The organism is Limnohabitans sp. 2KL-1 (assembly GCF_003063435.1).
In the GTDB taxonomy this organism is placed as follows: domain Bacteria; phylum Pseudomonadota; class Gammaproteobacteria; order Burkholderiales; family Burkholderiaceae_C; genus Limnohabitans_A.
Window position 1 is genome coordinate 295,255 of record NZ_NESL01000001.1, and the last position, 19,260, is coordinate 314,514.

The 19,260-nt window shown below is 63.0% G+C and carries 1 protein-coding gene; it reads left to right on the forward strand.

Annotation, left to right across the window (positions count from 1 at the left end):
* Positions 1–562 precede the first annotated feature (562 nt).
* Positions 563–18,988, forward strand: a complete 18,426-nt coding sequence (locus B9Z47_RS01380) for an S-layer family protein (protein WP_108329471.1) — start codon at positions 563–565, stop codon at positions 18,986–18,988.
* Positions 18,989–19,260 lie beyond the last annotated feature (272 nt).

Consider the following 19,260-nt stretch of genomic DNA (forward strand, 5'->3'; position numbering starts at 1 on the left):
GCCTGATTCACGACTTGGTATTTAAATTACCCAATTGGGGAAAATGTCGAATATCCTAAAAATGTTTATGCCTTAGTTTTTTGGCTTTTACATACGCTAAATAGAGTACGCTTGAAAATAAATACCCGATTAATCCAAAATTCGGTGGAATCGATCTGGCTAAATTGTGATATTGGAGATTTGTTTTTCATTAAAACATTAAAAATATGTTTACTTAAATATCGTCTAACTATTAGAATAACGAAAAATTTAAACAAGCCATCAAAAGCGACATCTATTACTTTTTCGGGAGGACGTTTGCATGAACGGGCAAAAGTATTCGGTAATTATCAAACTCGACATAACTCAATGCTTGCATGTGGCAACACAAGCCCAAGCATGCAAACCCTCGGCATTAACAGGGGCCCGCAGACGCGGTCATGGCACAAGCCATGGCACTGCCGAAACCGTCTTGATGAGCCAAGCCGCACGGCAGCTGATCTGACCGCCACGCCCTAAGAACGCACAACCCACCTCATTCGCCGCAGGCGAACCCAGCCACACACATATCCAGAGCACCACCATGAGCAAAACCCAAGTGATCGTCACCAAAAGCAACAAAACTGAAACCATTGTCAAAGCTTTTGGCAAAGGCCAGCCTGTCGTTCTGAAAGCTGAACACGGCGCACGCTACGAATTGGAAGACTTGGCAAAAGCCAAAAAAGGGGCCATTGACGGTGCCAAATTCAAGCGCGTCGGCAAGAGCCTGCACATCGTGCTGGACAACGAAGACACCGCCAGCCTGGTGATTGAAGACTATTACAGCGTCTACCCTGATGGTGTCAATGCCGTGGTGGGTCAAGCCGAGAACGGCGCACTGTATGAATACGTCACGCCTTCGGGTTCGGTGTCGGGCTTGCAGGCTGACACCACCGCCGTGGCGGCTGCGCTGGGCACTCAAGCGGTCAGTGCGCCCGCTGCGGTGGGCAGTGCGGGCGGAAATTATGGGGGCACCGCAGCGCTGTTGGGTGCATTGGGTGCAGGCGCAGCGGCCGCCAGTGGCAAAAAAGACGCGGGTGCCACCGACCTCATGATCAAAGGCCAGGTCAATGCCGGCCCGGTCCACGCGGGCATCACCGTGTACGCCTACGACGAACAAGGCCAACTGCTGGGCAAAACCGAGGTGGACGAGAAAGGCCAATGGCGCATCACCGCCGCAGGCCGTGCCGACTACAAAGGGGCCGTGCTCGTGGTGGCGGTGGACAACAACGCCAACGAAACCAACTTCCTGGACGAAGTCACTGCCGCCAACAAATCGATGGACACCAGTTTGCGCGCCATGGCCGTGCAAAGTGAGGGCAGCAACGTCATCAGCGATGGCGGCGTCCGCGTGCTGACCGTCAACATCACACCCGTCACCGAACTGGCCGTGCGCCAAGCCGGTGTCACCGAAGACAAAGCCCCTGCGGGCAACGTTGTCACGCAAAGCAACACCCAAGTGGCCAAAGCCCTGGGCGTGGAAAACCTGGACATCACTGGCGATGTCACCACCACCATCAGCAGCGACTTCAAAGCCGGTGACGGCCTGAACAGCGCTGAAAAATACGGCCTCTTGCTGACCAAACTCTCGGGTCTGGACAAAGCCAACAACGGCAACATCGATGCCAGCTTGAAGCAACTGATCGAAGCCCTGGGCCAACCCAGCAGCACCGACAGCCAGGCCCTGCTCGAACAAGGCCGTCAAGAAGCCCTGAAAGCCGTGCAAGACAATGTGTCGGGCGCGGTGTTTGCGGTCAACACGGACGCCAACCGCCAGTTGCTGGGTGAAGTCCTCATCAGCAGCCAACACCTGGACGAAAACGGCCACCTGGTCATTGCCGGCACCGCCATGCCCGGCAGCACCATCACCGTCACCACGGCAGCGGGCAGCCAGCAAGTGTTGGTGGATGCCCAAGGCCGCTTCAGCCTGACCACCACGCAAGCGCAAAGCCAGTTCAACGTGCCGCTGAGTGTGCAAACCACCGACGGCATGGGCCAGACCGCGACCACCACCATGGCACTCAAGCCCCTGGTGACCAATGCCAACAGCATCACCCCCGAATCGGTAGCCACCCTGCAGCCATCGCAAGTCAGCGGTTTGACGCCGCAAGCCATCGCCGGCATGTCGGCCCAGGAAATCGGCGCTTTGAGCCCCGCCGCATTTGCCGCGCTGAGCCCCGAACAACTGGCCGCGCTCACGCTGGGCAACGTGACTGGCCTGAAGGCTGCAACCATCAACGGCCTGAGCGCAGAACAACTGGCCGCATTGAACGGCGAAGTGTTCAACTTGCTCAGCGAAATGGCCGCGCCCATCATCACCAGCGCCGACTTGGCCGCGATGAGTGCTGAACAGCTCTACGCCCTGACGCCGCTGCAAGTGTCCCGTTTGACGGATGACGTGGTGGCCTCATTGACGGCCGCCCAAATCGCAGCCATGAGCCCCGCAGGCTTCTCCGGCTTGAGCGTGACCGACCTGGCCTCGTTGTCCAGCGCCGCCGTGGGGGGCATCACCGCCGCCCAAGTGCCAACCCTGAACGCCAGCGAAATCGCCGCCCTGGGCACCGCCTTGGCCAACCTCGGCGCAACCGCCATGGGTGCGCTGAGCCCCGAGCAATTTGCCGCGCTGACCCCCGCGCAACTGGCCGCGCTCAGCAGTGCCGACGTCGCCGCCCTGAGCGACGCCGTCATCGCCAGCATGACCGGTGGGCAAATCGCTGCCTTGTCGTCAGAAGCCGTGACGGGTCTGGACGCGTCTGACCTGAGCATGCTCGGTGCAGACACCGTGGCCGCCCTGACAGCGGCACAAATCGCCGCCCTGGGCACCTCGATTGCCAACCTGAGCAGCGCCGGCATGGGGGCCTTGTCGCCGGCCCAATTTGCCGTCCTGACGCCCGCCCAACTGGCTGCCCTGGGCAGCGAAGATGTGGCCGCCCTGAGCAATGCGGTGGTGGACAGCCTGACCGCAGCGCAAGTGGCCGCCCTCAGCCCCGCCGGTTTTTCGGGTTTGAGCACCACCGACCTGAGCGCCCTGAGCAACGCCGCCGTGGGGGGCATCACCGCCGCCCAAGTGCCTGGCCTGGACCCCAGCGAAATCGCCGCCCTGGGCACCGACATCGCCAACCTGGGCAGCGCCGCCATGGCCAGCCTGACCCCTGCCCAGTTCGCAGCCTTGACCCCCGCACAACTGGCGGCTCTGGGCAGCGACGACGTCGCCGCCCTGAACGACGACGTCATCGACAGCCTGACCTCGGCGCAAGTGGCCGCCCTCAGCACCGCCGCCTTTGCCGGCTTGAGCACGGCCGACCTGGACGCGCTGACCAGCGCCGCCGTGGCCGGCATGACCGCTGAACAAGTGGCCACCCTGAACGCCTCCGAAATCAACGCCCTGGGCACCGACATCGCCCACATCGGCAGCGCCGCCATGGGGGCCTTGACGCCCGAGCAGTTCGCCGCCTTGACCCCTGCCCAGATCACCGCCCTGGGGGGTGACGATGTGGCCGCGTTGAGCGACGACGTGATCGACAGCCTGACCGCCACGCAGATCGCCGCGCTCAGCACCGCTGGCATCACAGGCCTGAGCACCGTCGATCTGGCCGCCCTGGGCAGCAGCGCTGTGGAGGGCCTGACCGCCGAACACATCGCCACCTTCGACGACAACGAGATCGAAGCCCTGGGCACCGACATCGCCAATTTGAGCAGCGCCGCCATGGGGGCCTTGACGCCCGACCAGTTCGCCGCCTTGACGCCCGCGCAACTGGCCGCCTTGGGCAGCGAAGACATGGCCGCCTTGAGCGACGAGGTCATCGAAAGCCTGACCGAAACCCAAGTGGCCGCATTGAGTGCTGCAGGCTTCTCGGGCCTGAGCAGCGCAGACCTGGGCCTGCTGACCGGACAAGCCGTCTCGGGCATCACCACCGCACAACTGGCGGGTCTGGACGAGATCGAGATCGTGGCCCTGGGCACCGACATCGCCCAACTGACCCCGGCCGCCATGGCGGCGCTGACCTCGGTGCAGTTCGCGGCCATGACGCCCGAGCAATTCGCCGCCCTGAGCGAGGCCCAACTGGTCGCCTTGACCGGAGAAAACATCTCCGCCCTGAGCGACGACGTGATCGACAGCCTGACCAGCGCGCAGGTGGCTGCCTTGAGCACCGCAGGCATTGACGGCCTGAGCACATCGGACCTGGATCGTTTGAGCGCCGCCGCCGTGATGGGCTTGACCGCTGAGCAAATGAACATTCTGGACGCCACAGACATCGTGGCCCTGGGCACCGACATCTCCAGCCTGAGCAGCCTGGCCATGGCCGCCATGAGCACCATGCAAATGGCCGCATTGACCATTGCACAATTTGCAGCCCTGACCACCGGCCAATTGGCCGCGCTGGACAGCACCGACGTGGCCGCCCTCGACAGCACCGTCGTGGCCAGCATGACCAGCCACCAAGTGGCTGCCCTGAGCCCCCAAGGCTTTGAAGGCTTGAGCAGCGCAGACCTGGGCAGCCTGACCAGCGACGCCGTGCAAGGCATCACCACGGCCCACATCGCCGGGCTGGATGCCACCGAAATTCAGGCCCTGGGCACCGACATCGCCAACCTGGGCTCTGCCGCCATGGGCGCACTCAGCACGGCGCAAATCATTGCGCTGACCCCCGAGCAAATCGCCGCATTGGACAGCGCCGACGTGGCCGCACTTGACGACAACGTCATCGCCAACCTGAGCAGTGCGCAAGTCGCCGCACTCAGCGAATCAGGCTTTTCGGGCCTGAGCACGGACAACCTGATCGCCCTGACCAGCGAAGCCGTCATTGGCATCACTGCCGCGCACATGGCGACCCTCAACAACACCGAAGTCGTGGCCCTGGGCACCGACATCGCCAACCTGGGCTCAGCCGCCATGGGTGCGCTCACCAGCGAACAAGTCGCTGCCCTGACCACCGAGCAAATCGCCGCCCTGGGCAGCGAAGACCTGGCCGCTTTGACCAGCCAAGCCCTGACCGGCCTGAGCGGCGCACAAGTGGCCGCATTGACCACCGCCGCCTTTGGCGCATTGGGCACCGACGACCTGGGTGCACTGACCAGCGAAGCCGTGCAAGGCATCACAGCCGCACAAGTAGTCACTCTGGAAGCCGCCGAAGTGGTTGCCCTGGGCACCGACATCGCCAACCTGGGCGCAGCCGCCATGGGCGCGCTGACCAGCGAACAAGTCGCCGCCATGGAGCCTGCCCAAGTGGCCGCCCTGGGCAGCGAAGACCTGGCCGCCATGAGTGCCATCGCCTTCACCGGCCTGAGCAGCGAAGACCTGGGCACTTTGAGCAGCGCCGCCGTGCAAGGCATCACCAGCGAGCAAATCGACTCACTGGACGCCGCCGAAGTCGCGGCCCTGGGCACCGACATCGCCAACCTGGGCAGCGCCGCCCTGGCCTCGCTCACCAGCGAACAAGTCGCCGCCATGGAGTCCACACAAATTGCAGCTCTGGGCAGCGAAGACCTCGCCGCCATGAGCGCCATCGCCTTCACCGGCCTGAGCAGCGCACAAGTGGCCGCTTTGAGCTCTGACGCCTTTGCCGCGATGGGCACCGACGACCTGGGCGCATTGACCAGCGACGCCGTTCAAGGCATCACGGCCGCACAAGCAGGCACTCTGGACGCCACCGAAGTCGTAGCCCTTGGCACCGACATCGCCAACCTGGGCGCATCCGCCATGGGCGCGCTGACCAGCGTGCAAGTGGCCGCCATGGAGTCCACACAAATTGCAGCTCTGGGCAGTGAAGACCTGGCCGCCATGAGCGCACTCGCCTTCACCGGTCTGAGCAGCGAAGACCTGGGCACTTTGACCAGTGCCGCCGTGCAAGGCATCACGGCCGCACAAGTGGCCACCCTTGAAGCCGCCGAAGTTGTAGCCCTGGGCACCGACATCGCCAACTTGGGCGCAGCCGCCATGGGTGCGCTGACCAGCGAACAAGTCGCCGCCATGGAGCCTGCCCAAGTGGCCGCTCTGGGCAGCGAAGACCTGGCCGCCATGAGCGCTCTTGCCTTCACCGGCCTGAGCAGCGCACAAGTGGCCGCTTTGAGCTCTGACGCCTTTGCCGCGATGGGCACCGACGACCTGGGCGCATTGACCAGCGACGCCGTTCAAGGCATCACAGCCGCACAAGTGGCCACGCTGGAAGCCACCGAAGTCGTTGCCCTGGGCACCGACATCGCCAACCTGGGCGCAGCCGCTATGGGCGCGCTGACCAGCGCGCAAGTGGCCGCCATGGAGCCTGCCCAATTTGCGGCCTTGGACACGGCTGACCTGGCCACCTTGACCAGCGAAGCCGTGGCCGGCATCACCACCGCACAAGTGGAGACCTTGGAAGCCACCGACATCGCTGCCTTGGGCACCGACATCGCCAACCTGAGCACAGCCGCCATGGGCGCACTGACCAGCGTGCAAGTGGAGGCCATGACTTCTGAACAAATCGCAGCTCTGGGCAGCGAAGACCTCGCCGCCATGAGTGCCATCGCCTTCACCGGCCTGAGAAGCGAAGACCTGGGCACCTTGACCAGCGCCGCTGTGCAAGGCATCACCAGCGAGCAAATTGACTCACTGGACGCCGCCGAAGTGGCTGCCTTGGGCATCGACATCGCCAACCTGGGCAGCGCTGCCCTGGCCTCGCTCACCAGCGAACAAGTCGCCGCCTTGACCACCGAGCAAATTGCTTCTTTGGGCAGCGAAGACCTGGCCGCATTGACGAGCCAGGCCTTGACCGGCCTGAGCAGCGCACAAGTCGCTGCATTGAGCACAGCCGCCTTTGCCGCTTTGGGCACCGACGACCTGAGCGCACTGACCAGCGCCGCCGTGCAAGGCATCACCACGGCCCACATCGCCACTCTGGAAGCCGTCGAAGTCGTTGCCTTGGGCACCGACATCGCCAACCTGGGCGTAGCCGCTATGGGTGCGCTGACCAGCGTGCAAGTGGCCGCCATGGAGTCCACACAAATTGCAGCTCTGGGCAGCGAAGACCTGGCCGCCATGAGCGCACTCGCCTTCACTGGCCTGAGCAGCGAAGACCTGGGCACTTTGACCAGTGCCGCCGTGCAAGGCATCACAGCCGCACAAGTGGCCACCCTTGAAGCCGCCGAAGTCGCGGCCCTGGGCACCGACATCGCCAACCTGGGCGCAGCCGCCATGGGCGCGCTGACCAGCGAACAAGTCGCCGCCATGGAGTCCACCCAGGTGGCCGCTCTGGGCAGCGAAGACCTGGCCGCCATGAGCGCACTCGCCTTCACCGGCCTGAGCAGCGAAGACCTGGGCACCTTGACCAGCGCCGCCGTGCAAGGCATCACCAGCGAGCAAATCGACTCATTGGACGCCGCCGAAGTCGCGGCCCTGGGCACCGACATCGCCAACCTGGGCAGCGCCGCCCTGGCCTCGCTCACCAGCGAACAAGTCGCCGCCCTGACTCTGGAGCAAATCGCCGCTCTGGGCAGCGAAGACCTCGCCGCCATGAGCGCCATCGCCTTCACCGGCCTGAGCAGCGCACAAGTGGCCGCTTTGAGCTCTGACGCCTTTGCCGCGATGGGCACCGACGACCTGGGCGCATTGACCAGCGACGCCGTTCAAGGCATCACAGCCGCACAAGTGGCCACGCTGGAAGCCACCGAAGTCGCTGCCTTGGGCACCGACATCGCCAACCTGGGCGCAGCCGCTATGGGCGCGCTGACCAGCGTGCAAGTGGCCGCCATGGAGTCCACACAAATTGCAGCTCTGGGCAGTGAAGACCTGGCCGCCATGAGCGCACTCGCCTTCACCGGCCTGAGCAGCGAAGACCTGGGCACCTTGACCAGCGCCGCCGTGCAAGGCATCACAGCCGCACAAGTAGGCACTCTGGAAGCCGCCGAAGTTGTAGCCCTGGGCACCGACATCGCCAACTTGGGCGCAGCCGCCATGGGTGCGCTGACCAGCGAACAAGTCGCCGCCATGGAGTCCACACAAATCGCCGCCCTGGGCAGCGAAGACCTGGCCGCCATGAGCGCACTCGCCTTCACCGGCCTGAGCAGCGAAGACCTGGGCACCTTGACCAGCGCCGCCGTGCAAGGCATCACCAGCGAGCAAATCGACTCACTGGACGCTGCCGAAGTTGTGGCCCTGGGCAACGACATCGCCAACCTGGGCAGCGCTGCCTTGGCTTCGCTCACCAGCGAACAAGTCGCCGCCTTGACTCTGGAGCAAATCGCCGTTCTTGGCAGCGAAGACCTGGCCGCATTGACGAGCCAAGCCCTGACCGGCCTGAGCAGCGCACAAGTGGCTGCCTTGAGCACAGCCGCCTTTGCCGCTTTGGGTACCGACGACCTGGGCGCACTGACCAGCGACGCCGTGCAAGGCATCACAGCCGCACAAGTGGCCACGCTGGAAGCCGCCGAAGTTGTAGCCTTGGGCACCGACATCGCCAACCTGGGCGCAGCCGCCATGGGCGCGCTGACCAGCGCGCAAGTCGCCGCCATGGAGTCCACACAAATTGCAGCTCTGGGCAGCGAAGACCTGACCGCCATGAGCGCTCTTGCCTTCACCGGCCTGAGCAGCGAAGACCTGGGCACCTTGACCAGCGCCGCCGTGCAAGGCATCACCAGCGAGCAAATCGACTCACTGAACGCCGCCGAAGTCGTTGCCCTGGGCACCGACATCGCCAGCCTGGGCTCAGCCGCCATGGGTGCGCTGACCAGCGAACAAGTGGCCGCTTTGTCTCTGCCGCAATTTGAACAACTCGACACCGCCGATCTGGCTGCTTTGGGCAGCAACGGCGTGTCGGGCATCACCATTGACCAACTCGTTACCCTGAATGCGTCCGAAATCGAGGCGCTGGGCACCGACATCGCCCACCTGAGCCCAGCCGCCATGGGCGCATTGACCCGTGTGCAAGTGGCTGCCCTGACCTCAGCGCAATTTGAAGCGCTGGACACGGCCGACTTGGTCGCCCTGAGCAGCGAAGCCGTGCAAGGCATCACCGCCGCACAAGTGGTCACCCTCAGCGAGTCAGACGTCATAGCCCTGGGCACCGACATCGCCAACATGGACTCTGCTGCCATCGGCGCGTTGACCAGTGCGCAACTGTCCGCCCTGACCACCGCGCAAATCGCCGCTCTGGACAGCGCCGACATCGCCGCGTTGAACGAAGGCGTGGCCGCTGGCCTGACCAGCGCCCAAGTGGCCGCCCTGAGCGCGCCCGCCTTTGCCGCCCTGAGCCCGACCGACCTGACCGCCTTGACGGTGGACGCCGCCGCAGGCGTGACCACCGCACAAGTGCAAACGCTGGACAGCACCGACATCGCAGCCTTGGGCACCGACATCGCCAACCTGGGCACTGCCGCCATGGGTGCGTTGACCAGCGCCCAGCTCGCCGTTTTCAGCACCGACCAAATCGCCGCCCTCGACAGCGCCGACATCGCCGCGTTGAACGAAGGTGTCGCCGCAGGCCTGACCAGTGCCCAAGTGGCCGCCCTGAGCGTGCCCGCCTTTGCCGCCCTGAGCCCGACCGATCTGACTGCCTTGACAGTGGACGCTGCCGCAGGCGTGACCACCGCGCAAGTGCAAACCTTGGACAGCACCGACATCGCTGCCCTGGGCACCGACATCGCCAACCTGGGCACTGCCGCCATGGGCGCGTTGACCAGCGCCCAGCTCGCCGTTTTCAGCACCGACCAAATCGCCGCCCTCGACAGCGCCGACATCGCCGCCCTGAACGAAGGTGTGACCGCTGGCCTGACCAGCGCCCAAGTGGCCGCCCTGAGCGTGCCCGCCTTTGCCGCCCTGAGCCCGACCGATCTGACTGCCTTGACAGTGGACGCTGCCGCAGGCGTGACCACCGCACAAGTGGAAACCTTGGACAGCACCGACATCGCTGCCCTGGGCACCGACATCGCCAACCTGGGCACTGCCGCCATGGGCGCGTTGACCAGCGCCCAGCTCGCCGTTTTCAGCACCGACCAAATCGCCGCTCTGGACAGCGCCGACATCGCCGCGTTGAATGAAGGCGTGGCCGCTGGCCTGACCAGCGCCCAAGTGGCCGCCCTGAGCGTGCCCGCCTTTGCCGCACTGAGCCCGACCGATCTGACCGCCTTGACGGTGGACGCTGCCGCAGGCGTGACCACCGCACAAGTGGAAACCTTGGACAGCACCGACATCGCAGCCCTGGGCGCCGACATCGCCAACCTGGGCACAGCCGCCATGGGTGCGTTGACCAGCGCTCAGCTCGCCGCTTTCAGCACGGCACAAATCGCCGCCTTGGACAGCGCCGACATTGCCGCCCTGAACGACGGCGTGGTCGCAGGCCTGAGCAGCGCGCAAATGGCCATTTTGACCACCGCACAGTTTGAAGCCTTGGGCACCGCCGACCTGGCGGCATTGACCAGCGACGCCGTGGCCGGCATCACCGCCAGCCAAGTCGACAGCCTGAACAGCGCCGACATGGCCGCGCTGGGCACCGACATCGCCAACCTGGGCAGCGCCGCCATGGGCAGCCTTGACAGCACGCAAATCGCGGCCCTGAGCAACACCCAAGTGGCCGCGCTGGGTGCCGAAGACTACGCCGCCCTGGGCGTGGCCCCGGTCAGCGCTGGCGCACAAACCAGCCTGCTGCAAGACGTGACCGGCCTCTCGGCATCTGCGGCTGTGAACGAAACCGCCGAGTTGCAAACCCTGGCCACCGCCACCGACGCGGTGATGGACGTGGCCGCCTTGGCCAACACCGCCGTCACACCCGATGACAGCGGCCTGACCGCCTTCTGGGCTCAGCTGACCGCCTTGGGCGTGAGCGGCGTGACGGCCGAAAACATCGGCGGCGTCTGGCAAGCCGTGCGCAACACCGCAGACAGTGGCACCGGTGTGGACAGCCTGGCCAAGATCAACGCCCTGGTGGCCGCCGTCAACGACAAGCCCACGCTCAGCGCAGGCAGCACACTCGCTTACACCGAAAACGACGTGGCCAGCGCCATCAACACCACCATCACCGTGGGCGATGCGGACAACGCCACACTGGCCTCGGCCACCGTCAAAATCTCGGGCGGCTATGTGGCCGGTCAAGACGTGCTCAGCTTCACGGCCAACGGTGCCATGGGCAATATTGCGGGCGTGGTGTCGGGCAGCACGGTCACGCTGACCTCGGCAGGCAGCACCGCCACCCACGCGCAATGGCAAGAGGCCTTGCGCGCCGTGTCTTACCGCAACACCTCGGAAAACCCGAACACCGGCGACCGCACGGTCACCTATGAAATCAACGATGGCTCGCTCATCAGCACGGCCCTGACTTCAACCATCCAGGTCACCGCAACCAACGACCAGCCTGCGTCCGCCACCTTTGCCAACCTGTTTGTGGGCACGGAAGACCAGCCTGCACCCATCAACGGCACCACCTTGGGCCTGCGCATTGCCGATGTGTCTTACTTTGCTGGCAAAGACCCGGAAAGCGTGCCTGTCGGTGTGGCCATTGTGGAGCCCGTGCCCACCAGCAAAGGCACCGCTTGGTACAGCCTGGACGACGGCGCGACCTGGCTCAACCTGAGCACCGCCACCGCCACCGCCAGCCTGACCAACGCCTTCGTGCTGGGCAGCTCGGCCCGTCTGTATTTCCATGGCAATCTGAACGCAGAAAACTCCATGGGCATGTTCACGGGGCGCTTGTGGGACGGCACCGACGGCGCAACGTCCGGCCAATCCAAAGACATCAGCGCCCTGACCGGCACCACAGGGGCCTACTCGGCCACCAACACCAACCTGTACTTTGTTCTGACGTCGGTCAACGACGCCCCCGTGCTGACCGCAGGCGCGACCCTGGCTTACGCTGAAAACGCCGCTGCCACGGCCATCAGCAGCGCGCTGACCGTGTCCGATGTGGACGGCTCCACACTGGCCTCGGCCACCGTCCAGATCTCGGGCGGCTATGTGGCCGGCCAAGACGTGCTGAGCTTCACGGCCAACGGCGCCACCATGGGCAACATTGCCGCCGTGATTGCGGGAGACACCGTCACCCTGACCTCGGCGGGCAGCACCGCGACCAAGGACCAATGGCAAGCCGCTCTGCGCGCTGTGTCCTACAGCAACACCTCGGAAAACCCCACGGCGGGTGCCCGCACCGTGAGCTACGTCGTCAACGACGGCGCACCCATCGGCGCACTCGACTCTGCCCCCGTGACATCCACCATCAACGTCACCGCCGCCAACGACGCGCCAGTGCTCAACAACAGCCTGACCCTGGCCCTGCCCGCCCTGATGCAAGGCACCGCCGCGCCCACCAACGGCAGCGTTGTCGGCACCTTGGTCAAAGACCTGGTGGCGGGCATCTCCGATGTGGACGTGAACGCCAAAACCGGCATCGCCATCACCGGCATCAACACCGCCCTGGGCACCCTCTATGTGAGCATGGACGATGGGGCCACCTGGACGGCACTGGCGGCCATGTCGGACAGTTCGGCGCGTGCCCTGCTGGCCGACGCGGACAACCGTCTGTATTACGTGCCCAAAGCTGGCACCACGGGTTTGGTCAGCGATGCCTTCACCTTCCGCGCCTGGGACGCCTCGGGCGGGGCACCTGATGGCACCGACATCAATGCTGCCACGCAAACTGCCACTTCCGCCGTGTCCTCGGCCAGCGAAACGGTCAGCCAGTACGTCGTGAAACCGGTCGTCATCAACGCGGTGTCCACCAACAACGCGGTCAATGCCAACGAGACCCTGGTCATCAGTGGCACGGCAGAAAACAACGCCACCGTGAACCTGCAACTCGACGGCCAGACCCTCAGCGTGACCGCCGATGGCTCGGGCAACTGGAGCTATGACGGCAGCAAAGTGCGCTACATCATGGTCTACAAGGAAATGGCCAAAACGCTGGTCAATGACGGCTCCAACAATTACCTGACCAACGGCCGCTTCGATGTCAGCGAAATCCGTGTCATGGACGGTGCCACCAACCGCGCCCTGGGCGCCACCATCCAGCACTCCACCGGCTGGGATTTCTTGCCCGCCGGCATGATCGACGGCAGCACGGCCACGGCCAACGTGTCTTACGGCTCCTCAGGTTCCTTGGGCCGCGGCTATGTGCAAATTGACCTGGGCGCTGCCTACAACCTGAGCGCCATCGACCTGGTCGGTGTGACCAACCTGGGCGCCAGCCTGAACGGTGCGGTCATCTACACCTCGCTCAGCGACATGTGGAGCACCACCGACGCGCAGCGCATGAACTCGGCGGCCATCAACCATGTGGTGGTCAGCGGGGCCAGCAACGACAACCTGACCTACACCGTGACCGCGCCCGTGTCCACCAGCGCCAACGGACTGCTCACGGGCAGCAACACCATCACGGCCAGCGAAACCGTGTTTGGCCTGAGCAGCACCGCCACCAAAGCGGTGGTCAGCACCAGCACCATGAGCTGGGCCAACACCTTTGACGGCACCGACCCGATGGCCGGCGGTGTTTGGCAAGGTACAAGCTCGGGCACCACTGCAAATTCGATTGTCAATGCCGACACCTCTGACGGCGACAATGAGATGCAGATCATCAACAATGGTGTTTTGCCTTACTTCCGTGCCAACAGTTTCGTGTCGGGCCCCTCACAAAAGGTCACCAACTTTGATGTGGCATTCGACATGGATGTCAGTGGCCTGACTTCGAACGTGACCAACAGGTTTGAATTGCGGTACGTCACGGCGGGCAACGCATCGAATTTGACGGTTGCTTTCCGGGAAGGTGGTATTGCCGTGACGTTCAAAGGTGTGACGCAAACGTTGACAGGCCCCACCTTGGCATCCTTGTCAGCGCGTTCTACAGACCAAGCGACCGTGACCATGGCTGAAAACGGCACACTCACCATCTCCTTGGCCGGTGGTGGGACGCCTGTGAGCTGGACAGCCAATATCGCCAATTGGACGACCGACAACGCAGCAGGCGGCAGATTCCAGTTTTATGGTGATTCCCTCAGCAACGGCAGTTCGGGCTGGATTGACAACGTTCAAATCAATGCCACCGTCGCGTCCAGCGTGGTGCTGCCCACCGTGGGCACCATCAGCGTGTATGACAACACCGCCGCTGAAACCCTGGTGGCCACTGGCACGGGCAATGCCGACACCACGCCGCTGCTCAAGGGCACAGCCACCGCAGGAAGCACCGTCAATGTGTACGAAGGCACCCAGCTGTTGGGCACAGCCACCGTGGACGGAACCGGGGCCTGGACATTCGAGACCACCGCCTTGACGCCGGGCGCGCACACCCTGAGCGTGCGTGCTGTGGATGCGCAGGGCAACATCGGTGAAAGCACCCCGGTCAGCCTGCTGGTTGAATCGTCCACCAGCACCTGGACCTGGAGCAACAGCTTTGACAATGCCGGTGATCTGTTGAACGGTGGCGGCTGGGCAACCCCGAACACGGGTGGCACGGTAGGCACGCAAGCCAACACCATCTTGAATGTGAATGCCGCCGACGCTGACAATGAGTTCAAGATCCTGAACGGCAATACGTTGCCGTATTACCGCACCACGGCCAACAACATGCCGGGTGCCAACCAGCAAACCACGGCATTCAACGCGCAGTTCGACCTGGACGTCTCGGGTGTGTACAGCACCAGCGATAAGATCGACTTCCGGTACACAAACGGTGCTGTGAGCAGTGATGGTCTCGGCTATTCAGGCTTGGTCGTGACGTTCAAGGAAAACGCCATCAACGTGCTTTGGAACAACCTGGCGGTCACGCCCAGCAGCAGCACCTCTTTGGCATCTTTGTCAGCGCGCAGCACAGACCATGTGACAGTCAACATGGCGACCGACGGCACACTCACCATCAGCATGGACGACGGTGTGACGCCCTTGACCTGGACCGGCATCATTCCCAATACCGACGGGGGTTGGCCTGCTTATGTCAGTGGTCACAACGCCACACCCGGCGTGGCTGGCGCACGGTTCTTCTTCTACGGCAATGGCAGCAACTCACTGGGCGCTACCGGCTGGATTGACAACGTCGCCATCACAGCCGATGTCAAATCCACCAAGTTGCTGCCCACCGCCACCATCGACAGTGTGATCGACGATGTGGGCGGCACCTCCGCCTTGACCAGCGGTGCGTCCACCAACGACACCTTGCCCACTTTGACCGGTACAGCCACGCCCGGCACCACCGTCAAAGTGTTTGACGGTGACTTCTACCTGGGCAGTGCATCTGCGCACCTGACCACAGGCGTTTGGACATTTGTCACGCCCAGCACCAAGCCGTTGTCGGCCGGCCTGCACACCCTCAATGTGCGTGCCATGGATGTGAGCAACAACCTGGGTGAAGCCACCAGCTTTGCCATCAACGTCATCGCACCGACCGTGACCCATGTGGCCATTTCGGGGGATGCAGGATTGGTCAACAGCACGTTCAACGCAGGCGACACCGTGACGGCCAGCTTGACCATGAGCGAAGCAGTGACCGTGACGGGCACACCGCAATTGAGCTTGAACATCGGTGGCACACCCGTGCAAGCAACTTATGACAGTGTCAACTCCACGCCCACATCGCTCAAATTCAGTTACACCATTTTGCCGGGCCACACCGATGTCAACGGCATCACCGTGTCCGCTGATGCGTTGTCGCTCAACGGCAGCACCATCAAGGGTACGGCGGGTTTGAATGCCACCTTGGCGCTGCCACCCTTGGTGGAGCCTGCCAACCTGATTGTTGGTGGTGAAGCGCCGGGGCAAACGGGCTGGACATTGGTGGGCGATACGGGGTTTTATTCAGCGATCAATTCCCCCCTCACAACGGGTCCTCTTGCTGCCGCCAACACAGAGGGCGGTTTGGGCGTCTTCATCAACAACTACACGGGCAACAATGCCATCTTTGGCACGGCCAATGCGTACGCGGCAGGCACGACTTACACCTTCGCTTTTGATGCCGAGCAAATGGGTGCAAACCGCACCGATGTGGCCAACTTCAAGTGGCAATTGCTCGACGCGACCACCAATGCCTTCGTGCAAGACATCACCGGTTGGTACCGCACAGGTGGTGTCAATGGCACTCAAACGGGCGCGAAGTTGCTGACAGACGGGGTCTGGGAAAACTTCTCGAACACCTTCACGGTGGCTTCCACAGGCAATTACAAGTTGGCGCTTTACACCAATATTGGCGGCACCTCTGCATTGGGATCAGACTTTGCAATTGACCGCGTGTACATGTCGACGCCGAGCGGCATGGTGGACACGACGGCGCCAACACTCACTGTCAGCACCCCTGTGGATGGCAGCGCCACCGTGACGGCGGCGTCCAACCTCACGCTGACTTTCAGCGAGACAGTCTTGCAAGGCACGGGCACCGTTGGCATTTACAAAATGTCAGACAACACGCTGGTCGAGAGTTTCGATGTCGCCAGCAGCAGCCGCATCACCGGCTGGAATGGCACCACATTGACCATTGACCCCACCAACAGCTTGGACAATGGCACGGGTTACTACGTCAAGGTGGCACCCACTGCCGTCAAAGACACTGCAGGCAACGCGTATGCAGGCATTGCCGACAGCAGCACGTTGAATTTTGCGACGCTCAATGCAGACGGCTCCACCCCACAGGCCCCCACCTTGTCCGTCACCAACTTGACGACATCCTTGGGCTCGGCACTCGATTCGGGCAGCACCTTGTTGAGCACGGCCAGCAGCGGCAACAGCTTGACGAGCAATTTCGGATCCGCGCTGACCATGGGTGATGACACGGCTTCTTTGCAGTCATTTGGCGCCACCACGTTTGGCGGCAGCATCAACCTGTTTGGTGTCAATTACACGGGTGTGTATGTGGGCTCCAACGGTTTTGTGACCTTCGGGACGCAGCAGACGAGTTATTCTGGCGAGAACCTCCAGGCTTGGGCACATAACTTCCCCGTCATTGCGGCCTTCCTGGTCGACATCGATGTGCTGATGAGCAGCAAGGGCCTGAGTACTGGAGGCAACTCCACGGGCTCTGGCAAAGTCTGGTACCGCCAAGACGCCACGGGCTTCATGGTCACTTACGACGATGTGTCGCCCCATGCCATCACAACGCCGACAGACGGTACCAATCAGGGCAACGCCTTCCAGATCAAGATGGTTCAGAGCCAGCTCAATGGCAAGAATTACCAGACCATCGAACTGGTCTATGAAAACATCAGCTGGGCCAAAGGCAATACGCCCGATATTCCACAGGCCGGTTGGTCGGCGGGCAACACCTTCCCAGGCCAGCCGCACAACGTGCCCACTTGGAGCGGCAGCGTGGCCAATGCCCTGGCCCAGGCCGAGACCTCCAGCAACATCAACCGTGCCGGTGTCTGGCGCTGGGTGGTGGACGGTGCGACCGGTCAGCAGCTCGATGTCAACGCATCCACGGCGGCCAACACCTTTGCGGCCACTCCGGTCAGCGTGGCCTCCTTGTCCAGCAGCAGCGGCGCGGCACAGTACACCTTGGTCAACGACAGCAACGGCCGCTTCGTGATCGACGCTGGCACCAACCCGCCGTCTGTCAAGACGGTGGCGGGTGCGGTGTTTGATTCTTCGGAAGCCACGGCCAATGTCACGGTCCGCGTGACCGACAGTGCGAGCGGCTTGAGCAGCGAGCAGACGATCACCGTGAACCTGAGCGACCGCTTCGGCAACACCGCCAACAACACCATTGGTTTGCGCAGCGATGCCGAGGTGACAGAACTCAGCAGTGGCCTGCCGATCCTGCGCATCGACGGCGCTGCCGGTTTTGACAGCCTGAAGCTGCACGGCGATGGGCGCGCTCTGAACCTGAGCACGGTGGACGATGTGGTGATCAAGAACGTCGAAAAAATCGATTTGTCGGCCACCGGCGCGCAAACCCTGACGCTGAGCAACGCCGATGTGACCGCCATGTCATCGACCAACCTGATCCACACCGGCACCGCCAGTGCCGATGGCCGCGTCTGGACCAACACCAGTGGCAACGCGTTGACGGACACCACCGCCTATGCGCAATTGGTGGTGGACGGCACGGCAACGGATACCGTGACGCTCGCCGCCGGGGGCACAGGTTTTTGGGTCAATGCAGGCACCGTCAGCAATGGCACCAGCACCTATGTGGTCTATCAAAACGCAGCAACCAATTCGCAGGTGATCGTGCAATCGGGTGTGGTGGTCGTGAACAACGATTCTGTGGCCCCCATCGTGCTGGACGTCAACGGTGACGGCACCCTGGCCTACAGCCAGGTGGCGATGGACGTGAACGGCGACGGTCATTTGGACAACACCGCCTGGGCCGGCGCACAAGACGGCGTGCTGGTGTGGGACAAAAACGGCGACGGCGTGGTGCGCGATGCCAGCCAATACGCCTTCACGCAATACGGCGGCCAAACCGACCTGCAAGGCCTGGCCGCAGGCTTTGACAGCAACGGCGACGGCGTGCTGGACGCAGCCGACGCGAAGTTTGCCGAGTTCGCGGTGTGGCAAGACGCCAACCAGAACGGCGTGAGCGATGCGGGCGAAGTGCGCAGCTTGGCCGATGTGGGCGTGACGAGCATCGACCTGAGCAGCGACGGCGTGACCAATAGCCCGGCCGAAGGCGTGACCGAAGCGGGCCGCACCACGGCGCAGCTGGCCGATGGCCGCGAGATGCTGGTGGCCGATGCCGAGTTTGCGTACAGCGACCTGTCGTACCGCGTGAACGCCGAGGGTGATCTGAGCTTGTTGGGCGAGCAGATGAACCTGGACCTGTCGAGCCTGGTGTCGGTGCACGGTGCTTTGCACAGCGTGGACCTGACCGGCACGGGGGCCAACAGCCTGAAGATCAGCTTGAGCGATTTGCTGAGCCTGGGCGAGCAGCAGCCGCTGCGGGTGCTGGGCGATGCCGACGACAGCGTGGTGCTGGACGCGACGCAGTGGGCGGCCAGCGGCACGGCGCAAAGCGAAGGCCACAGCTATGCGGTGTATGCCGCAGGCAGCGGTCAGCAGCTGTGGCTGGAGCAGACGATCCACACGGTTTGAACCTCCAACCATGCTGGAGCCGGGTGCGCGGCCCATCCCTTCGGGCCGCGCATTCTGGACCCCCAAGCCCTCAGGCCGGGCCTCGCAAGAGGCTCGGCCTGGTTGTTTGTGGCGCTTGTATGCGGTTTTCGCCAAATAATTCAATTTGTCGAATTAAATCTTTAAAAATACACTATTGTGTTTTTAATGAATACTTTTATATAATTCAGTCAAACCGTCAATTGCGTCATATTTCTGCAAATTGACGGGCGTGTTACCAAAAAGATCACATT